We start from the raw sequence: 9007 nt of genomic DNA on the forward strand, positions 1-9007 counted from the left end.
ATGGTTTCGGCTAGCCGGTCGGCGAAGCCCGCCGACGCGAGGGTCGCCGCCCCCACATGGACACGCATCGCGACCGCCCTGTCGCGCAGACGGCATACGGATGGCGACGCCGGCGAAAGCACCGGCGCCCAGCGCGGTGCCRGTGGCCGCCTAGGCGAGGATGACTACCCGGGTCGGTGGCGGCGGAACCGGCCGTGGCGGGCGGGCCGGCCGGGTCGGGCCGTTCCCCTCATCACCGGTGCCGTCCTCGCCGTGCTGCTCGCGCTCGCCGCCGGGCTGGTCGGACGCTGGCAGCTTGGCAACGCCGAGCACGGCCGGCTGGCCAACCGGGTCGACCTCGTCGAGAGCATCGCGAACTACCGGTCACAGACCGACAACCCAGAGGCTCTCCAGACGATGGTCGACGGCGCCGGGTTCAGCCTGACCGATCCGGCCCACGACGCCGATCTGCTGGCGGCCTTCGACCTCACACCAACCGGCAACCCGACGGTGGCCGTCGCCCTTTTGGACCTGTCCGGACGGGTGATCGCGGCCCGCCCGGACAGCGCGGCCATCCCCACCGCCCAGCTGGGCCCCGCCTGGGGGGCCGCGCTGCGCGGCGAGCCCGGCTGGTCCTCGGCATTCGATGCGGATGGCCAGGTGGTCCGCGCCGCGCTCGCCCCAATCCACGCCGACGCCAGCCCCGCCGAGGGCTTCGCGGCCGGGAAGGACGAGCCGCGGTCGGTGCTCGTCTCGCTGTCCATCGACACCGCCGGGGAGCGGTTCCAGGAGCGCCTCGGCGTGCTCGGCAACGGCGCCGGCGCGGGCGGGCTGTCCCAGGTGGACCGCGACGGCGTCGCGATCTCCTCGTGGGCGTCGACCGAGGTGGGCAGACGCATCGTCGACCCAGCCCAGCTGACGGGCCTGCGACCAGGCCATGCCAAGGTCTGGCAGACACGCGGCGCCGACGGCCACGAACGAACCGCGATCGCCGCCGCGCAGCAGACCACCGGCTATGTGACCGTGTTCGAGGCCTCGAACGAGCAGCTCTACGGCGACCTGCGCGACCAGCAGGCCAGCCGGAACCACACACTCGCCGCCGTGCTCGGGGGGTCGGTGTTCGGGCTGGTCCTCTTCGGCGCGTTACGCGAGCTGGGAGCCCGCCGGGCCCGCGCCCGGCTGCACAACCTGCTCGGCAACACCCATGACGTGATCGTGCTCGTCCGAGACCGCTCGACTGTGGTGTTCATGAGCCCATCGGCACGGCGGCTGCTGGGCCAGGCCGACGCCGAGTGGGTCGACCGGCCGCTGCTCGACCTCGTCCATCCCGACGACCGCGACCGAGTGGCGGCATCGCTCGCGTGCCTCCCGCCAAGCGAGACGACCCTCGTCGACGTCCGCCTGCGCGCCGCGAACGGTGCCGAGCACGGATCCGCGMCTGTCGGCGACGCGAGCCAGCAGGCGGCCACCGGCACGGAGGCGACCGCGGGCACGGAGGCGACCACCGGCACGGAGGCGACCGCGGACACTGGCCCGGAGCGCTTCCGGTGGTTCGATCTCACGGCCGTCGACGAGCGCGGTACCCACGACCTGGGCGGCGTGGTCATCACCTGCCACGAGGTGGGCGAGCGCAAGGCCCTTCAGGACCGCCTCGCCCACCAGGCAAGGCACGACCCCCTGACCGGCCTGCCCAACCGCGCGACCTTCCTCACCCACCTGGCCGGCGCGCTCACGACATCCGCCGTCGACGGCACGCGGGACGCGCTGCTGTTCATCGACCTCGACGACTTCAAGCCCATCAACGACGACCACGGCCACGCCGTCGGCGACCACGTGCTACGCGTCGTCGCCCAGCGCGTCGTCGCCACCCTGCGCCCGAACGACCTCGCCTGCCGGTTCGGCGGTGACGAGTTCGGCGCGCTGCTGCGCGACGCCGAACCCGCGACCGCGCGGCTGATCGCCGAGCGTCTCGCCACGGCCATCGCCCAGCCGATCAGCCTGCCCCCGCCGGACGCGGGGACGCGCGGCGCCTCGGCGTACCAGGCCGACCCCGTGCAGGTCAGCGCCAGCATCGGCGTCGCGCTGAGCACGCCGTCTCTCGACGGTCATGCTTCGGTCGCCGATGCCGATGCGCTGCTGCGGGCCGCGGACCAGGCCATGTATAAGGCGAAACGTGCCGGGTACGGCCCACGTACGGTGTTCGCGCCGGATCCCGCCCCCATCACCGGCCCGGCCGCGGCCCTCTCCGAGGCGACCGCGGCGGCCATTCCGCCCTCGCCACGGGCCGGTTCGGCGCCGCCGTCCGCGCGGCCCGCGACGGTGTCGCGGCGGACCGCCGGCGCCGCGGAGATGGCACCGGCCGCGGCGGGGGCCGCGCCGCGGGACGACGCCGCCGCACGCGGTCGCGGCCCGCGCCGGGCCGCCGCGGGCCGAGCCAGACTCGCCGCTCGGGTGGCCGGTCGGCGACGGCGGGCCTGGCCCAGTTGGCTGCGTTCCCTTGCCCCGATCCTGGCGGTCGCGACGCTCCTGCTCGGCATCCTCGGCATCGGCCTGCGGCAGGAGGCGGACGCCCAGCGCACCGCGCGTGCCGCCGCCCTCGCCCAGAACCGTGCCGTGGCGGCCGCGTTCAACGACTCCGCGGCGACGATCCTGGATCCAGGGCGGCTGGCGCCGCTCGTCTCGGCCGCGCCGTGGAGCTTCACGAACCCCACGGTCGACCGCGAGATCCTGCGCCGGTTCGCGGCCTCCGCCATGGGCGGGCCCGACACCGACATGCTGCTGACCTCCCCCGACGGCCAGATTCTCTCAGCACTGCCGGCGAAGGCGGCGCTGCCGGTCGACACCCAGGGCGCGCTGTGGCGCTCGGTCATGGCGGGCCAGGCTCAGTGGACCCCCGTCACCGCCGACGCCACCAGGACCGCGCGGGTGTACGGGCTGGAGCCGGTGATCCGTGACGGCAGGACCGTGGCCGTGCTGGCCATCGGCCGCTCGGCCCACCACGGGCTACCGACGGTGATCTTCCAGTCGCTCGCCCCGCTGGGCTCCCTGGAACTCGTCGACCGGAACGGACGCGTCGGCTTCGGCTCGGACAACACGTTCATCGGCCGCCGCGTCGTCGATCCCGCGACGCTGACCAGGCTCCCGCCGGAGGGCGAGGCGACCTCCGTGCCCTCGGCCGACCCGGGCCTGATCTCGTTCGCGATACCGACCGGCCGGATCCCCGGCTACTACACACTCCTGCAACGAGACCGGACCGCGGTCTTCGACGACCTCGGCAGCTCGCTGCCCGGGCTCGGGCTCCTGCTCGGCATCGTCGCGTTCACGCTGATCGCCGTGGCCGCGTCCGACGACCGTCGCCGGCGGGCGCTGAGCCGTGACGTCGACCGGTTCGAGGCGCTGCTGCGCGGCGCGCACGACATCGTCGCCGTCGCCGCCCCGGACGGCCGGATCAACGTCGTCGGGCCGTCGGTGACCCGCCTCCTCGACCAGCGGACCACCGACTGGGCCGGCCACGACGTCGCCGACCTGGCCCACCCCGACGACGCCGCGCGGTTGCGCGCCTTCGTCCGGGCCACGGCCCGCAGGCTGCCACCACCGTCGCCCGCCTCACCGCGGGCCTCGCCCCGTGCCTCGCCCCGTGCCTCGCCCCGCGCCTCGCCTCGCGCCCCGGCGGGCTCGCCTGGTGCCGCGGCGGTTCCACCCCCGGCCGCGGAGGCCTGGCAGGCCGGTCCGGAGACCCTGCAGGACGTCCGGCTCCGCGCCGCCGACGGCCGGTACCGGTGGTTCGACGTCACCGCGTCCCCGTTGGCGTCGGTGCCATGCTCGGACACGTCCGGCGTCCTGATCACCTGTCACGACATCGGCGAGCGCAAGGCGCTCCAGGACGAGCTGACCGCCGCCGCGTACCGCGACCCGCTCACCGGCCTGCCCAACCGGGTGGCCTTCGACCGGTGTCTCGGCGCGGCCGCCCTGCGAGCGTCCAGACGGTGCGCCGAGCGGCCGGACGGGCACGATCCCGCCGGCGGCTCCGGGCCGGGGGCTGGCCTCGGCGTCCTGACCGGATCCGCCGACGTGTCGCCCTCCCGGTGTGCCTGGGAGACGGGTGCCTCGCCCTTCGGCGTCCTGTTCGTCGACCTGGACAACTTCAAGCCCGTCAACGACACCTACGGCCACGGCACTGGCGACGAGGTCCTCGAGATCGTCGCGCTGCGGCTGGAAGCCACCGTCCGGGCGGGCGACACCGTGGCCCGGCTCGGCGGTGACGAGTTCGGCATCCTCGTCGCGGACACGGASGAGGGCGAGCTCGTCGAGCTCGCCCAGCGGATCCTCGCCGGGCTGCGCCAGCCGCTGCGGACCAAGATGGCCGTCCTGACCGTCGCCGCGACGATCGGCGCCGCGCTCTCCACCGCCTACCCCGACCCGTTGCGGATCATCCGCGCCGCCGACCTCGCCATGTACGACGCCAAACGCCGCGGCCGCGGGAGCGTCGTGCTCGCGAGAGCCGACCGGCGCATCCCGTGACCGCCTGGCCTCCCACCACCGGGCACGACCACTGACTGGTGACCAGCGGGCAGCGGCAGGTTGACCGCCGGGTCGCCCGCGTCAGGCGGATGTCACGATGCGCCGCGACCCGTGTCGGATATGTCGCAAGCGGGATAGGTTACGGACGGGCGGGCTCCGCCCTAACCACGGCGGCGGCGGCGGCAGGCGAGGCGCCGGCGGCAGGCGAGGCGCCGGCGGCAGGCGAGGCGCCGGCGGCAGGCGAGGCGCCGGCGGCGCGGCACCCTGTGCGCGCGGGAGAGGAACGAGAGCCAGTGACCGACGGCGGCGTCGCCGAGGATGGGGCCAGGAACGTCGAGGCGACCGTGGCCGGTGGCTCGGTCCCCGGGCCGGACGGCACGCCGATCGACCTGCGCACCGATGTCCCCCACAGTGCATGTCCCAGAACTACGATGCTAATTTTTGCTACCGTTCGCTAGCTATCGTAAGCGTCTGCGGGACGATCTCTCTCGATCGAGAGAGGAACGCTTCGGTTGTGTCCCTGGCGTGGGCAYGATTCTGACCAGGCCATCGGTGATGCCAGCGCGACCTGGCCCGGTTGGCTGGCCCACGGCGAGCCTGCGGCTGGGCAGAGCGCGCCGGTCGCCAGGGCCGGTCCGCGTATGGCGGGTAGGCCAGGTTTTGYGGCCGACGCCGCCCGTAGATGCTGACTTCGGCGCCCATTGCCCGTCGCGGGCGTAGCCGGCCACCGGTAAGTGCATCCCACCGGAGCACGACTCTATGCCGCTCTCTAGCCTCAGGGTTCTGGGATGCGATGCCAGTCGGGGCACCGACGTGYAGCCTTGCCGACTGGGGCCTACGACGGGTACATGCAGGCGCCGAACGGTGCTGCTATGATCTTGCTGCCTATATATGGGCATTTCATAACAACTCATCAACCAAGAGGCGACGCTGTCCACGCAAGAAAATGCAATACGCGAGAGCAGATCGATGCAGGTTCAGGGCGTTACACTGGATCCCGACGACTTGGTTGATCTGGCGAATCTAGTTCGCGCATGCGCCCTGGAGATCGGCGCCGAGAATGATTGGCACAAACATTAMGTGGTTGATGCAGTCGGCGCGACCTATGAAGGCAGCACTCACGATACTGTCGCAATGAACGGGCCACTGGGTCGCGACATGATTTCCCGAATGACCGTCAGATATAGCAAATACGGAGACGCTGCCGCTAGCATCGAACTCTGCTTGGAGCACGGCACCGGCTACTACCCGCGAAACAAGGTGAATGCGTCGGGGACGCGCACCACCTGGGTAAATGGGACCATGAGGCGCTTTGAGGAGGCGTTTGAACGTCTTCGATACGAAGATCGACCGTCAAAGAGGCAGCTTCGAGCCGTCCAGCTAGCTTCCTATTTTGCATTCCTCACCTTGCTGGCTGCATTTTACTTTCTTTTGTTGAAAATCGGCGTCCACACGCAGACCGTGAACGGCAAAAAATCGACGGACTCGAATGGTCCGATCATGATCTTCGGTGGTTTGCTCGGCGGCGTTATTGGCGGCCTAATCGTTACCGGAGTCCCGTGGGTAATAGATCGCCTGCGGAAACTGTGGCCCGATGTCGAGCTAAGAACTGGCCGCAATAGAGTTAGCACCGAAGGTAAGCGTGGAAGAAAACTCGGAATAATACTTAGCCTGACTGTCGTACCATTCCTGCTGTCGATCATATCGGCACCGATCATCGCGCTGATCAGCTAGCACAAATCACATTTCGAGCGCGACCGTCGTGGAGATCATTCATGATCGCCCCCGGTCATGTTTGCAGCTGTATCCGTACCGACTCGCCCTCGTCGGCCGCTCTGTTTGTATCCGCCGAACGGCACCGCCTCGCAGCTGAAGTACATCCCGCCGTTGACGTTCTCCGGAGACTGCCATGCCCGGCATGTCCGTCAGCTTCGGCGCCGTCGAGGTGTTCGAGGCCATCCCACCGCACCCGATGGCCACTGGGACCCCGGGACAGGTCCTCGGCGCGCTCGGCCCGATCCTCAACACCGTCGTGCTGGGGAGCACCCGCTGCGGCGACGCCGCCATCGCCGCGCTACGCGCCGACGGGCACTCGGTCCGCGGCGAGGATGTCGCCTGGCTCTCCCGCTCGTTGACGCCCACATCAACATCCTTGGCCACTATCCGTTCACCCTGCGCAGACCGGACGCCACGCCGGCTGTGCGCAGGTTACGCTCCCTCCTTTGGGTATGTCATGAGTATGTCGAGAACTGAGACATTATGCCGTAGGTAGAAATCGCCCGGAGCATGCCTTAGAAGGAGGTAAAACGATGACGAAGGAGGCATTTGGGCCGCTCATAAAGGTATTGGAACCCGACCAGAAAGTGAAGGACCTGCTGGGTATACTTTGTTCGCATATGAGGATGGATGTGGCGGTACTGTCCATCTGGCGGGACGGCCTGCTCGTCACACAGGTTGTTGCCGGAGATGGTGCGAGTTTCGGTCTTGCCTCAGGAGTTACCCTCAAGATCAACAAAGAGTTCTGTCGCGACCTCCAGGCCGGCCGCATTAGCGCTATCACCGGCGAGGCTCGTAGAGATCCAAGGGCAGCGCTACTGGACGTCGTAAGATCTCTGGATATCGGGTCATATGCAATGACAAGTTTGACGGATATAGAGGGTGAACCCTACGGAATGCTTTCCTGCCTGGCACACCAGAGCATGCCAGACCTGGCGCAGCGGGAGGGTCGATTCCTGTGCCTGATAGCGTCTTTCCTTAAGGAGCATCTACTGGATCTCCGCARGCTGTGGGAGCTGCGGAGCGGGGTGTGGCGCTGCATTAGCGGTCTCATCGACTCCGGTGGGCCCCACATCGTCTATCAGCCCGTGGTACAGCTGGCCACCGGCGAGACAGTCGCGGTCGAGGCGTTGTCCCGTTTCCCGTCTTCGTGCTTCGGGAACGCCCGCGACACCGAGGGCTGGTTCGCGGACGCCAGAGCCGTCAATCTTCAAATGGAGCTGGAGACGGTCATCGCCAAGCAAGCACTCAAGGCCCTCCCAGATCTCCCGCCCACGATGAAACTCGCGATCAATGCCTCGCCCCCCACGGTCTCCGAGAGTCTGCCGTCGCTGGTCTGCGACCTGCCGGAACGTGACCGTCTCATCATCGAGTTGACCGAACACGAACGGTGGACCGAAAGCCCAGACGCTGTCCGGGGTATCAACTGCCTACGCGATAGCGGAGTGCGCGTCGCAGTCGACGACGCGGGCACCGGCTACTCCGGCCTTGAGCAGCTTATCCGGCTCCGGCCACACATCATTAAAATCGACCACGTCCTCATTCAGGGCCTTGAACACGATCCTGCCCGCTGCGCACTCGCAGTGGGCATCGCCTACCTGGCGGRCAAGATCAACGCTGCTGTGGTCGCGGAGGGGATCGAGACCTGCCAGGAACGGGATGCGATCGCCGGGATCGGTATAGCCTTCGGACAGGGCTACCTGCTCGGCAAACCAGCCCCACTCGCGGTCGCCTGTAGGGCCTCCGGCTAGCTGGCCGTACTGAACTAGGTAGCTGCCAAGGTTGGCCCGCTTCGTGGCGTGCCGCCAGCATGATCGGATTACCCGGCGGGATGCTCGGGCTGTGGCAGAGCGAGTGAGGGTACGGGAGATCGACCCGGACGAGGGACAGAAGCTGTTGCGGATCGTGCGGAGGTCGTCGGGTCGGTGGTGACCTGGCGGCGAGCGCAGATGATCCTGCTCTCGGTGTAGGGCATGACCCCGGTGAAGATCGCCGAGGTGACGTTCACGTCGGAGGACCGGGTCCGCGACGTGATCCACAATTTCAAYGCGGACGGGTTCGTATCGCTCTACCCCGAAGTACGCCGGCCGCCGGCCGCGGCGTGCCGCAGCGCATCCTGCCACCTCTCGGCAGCGCGGGGCAGACCAGCCGCGTCCGCGGCCAGACTCGCTGGCGTCCGCGATGGACCAAGCCATAGCCATCGCTGTGGCTATGACCGAGGACAGTGAATACGTCCTGGAACGGATCGACACCGGCTACCGCGTCCTCGGCGGCGACGTGCAGTGCGGCACCTTGCGCCCTGACTACACCAGCACCACACGGAACCGTCCACGTGGATGGCTCCCGCTGGCACCGGGACTCGTCTCGGTGTTCCCGCCGGGACGCAGCTACCGGACCCGCAACGAAGCCGCCGGGYACCTTATCGCCGACCTGCGCGACCGGGCTGCGCAGCGTCGAGGTGAGCATGGCCGATCCCAGCGCTGACGGCCCGGTACGGCCCTTGGTGCGCCGTCAGCGTTGACAGCGACGCGAGTACAGGACGCTTGCCGACGACCGCTTTAGTGAGCACCCGAGGCGCGCCCACGGGCCGCCCGTCGGCCCCGACGACAACCATGGTTGTCGAAGGGGGCTGTCAAGTTAACGAGCTTTAATCCGTGGTGTCGATTCCGCTGATCATGCTGGTTCCAGGGTCAGGCCGGTGGCGGCCAGGCAGCCGTCGAGCAGGTGTGGG

General features: G+C 69.0%; 4 protein-coding genes. All 4 read left to right on the top strand.

The genetic code is table 11. The annotated features are described in order from the left end of the window. The first annotated feature begins 252 nt into the window (after positions 1 to 252). Positions 253 to 4500 carry a diguanylate cyclase domain-containing protein gene (locus tag BL253_RS26520; protein WP_241835163.1) on the top strand — a complete coding sequence of 1416 codons (4248 nt, stop codon included), beginning with the start codon at positions 253 to 255 and terminating at the stop codon, positions 4498 to 4500. Between the two features lie 969 nt (positions 4501 to 5469). After that, a complete protein-coding gene (locus BL253_RS41880) occupies positions 5470 to 6234 on the top strand; it encodes a hypothetical protein (RefSeq protein WP_131831576.1) in 765 nt (254 codons plus the stop codon). Between the two features lie 575 nt (positions 6235 to 6809). Then, positions 6810 to 8027, top strand: a complete 1218-nt coding sequence (locus BL253_RS26540; RefSeq protein ID WP_076820035.1) for an EAL domain-containing protein — start codon at positions 6810 to 6812, stop codon at positions 8025 to 8027. 460 nt (positions 8028 to 8487) lie between these two features. Further along, positions 8488 to 8760, top strand: coding sequence for a hypothetical protein (locus BL253_RS43030; RefSeq protein WP_198946406.1), 273 nt, complete (start codon positions 8488 to 8490; stop codon positions 8758 to 8760). Positions 8761 to 9007: the final 247 nt, after the last annotated feature.

The sequence above is a fragment of the Pseudofrankia asymbiotica genome (genome assembly GCF_001983105.1).
GTDB classification, from domain to species: domain Bacteria; phylum Actinomycetota; class Actinomycetes; order Frankiales; family Frankiaceae; genus Pseudofrankia; species Pseudofrankia asymbiotica.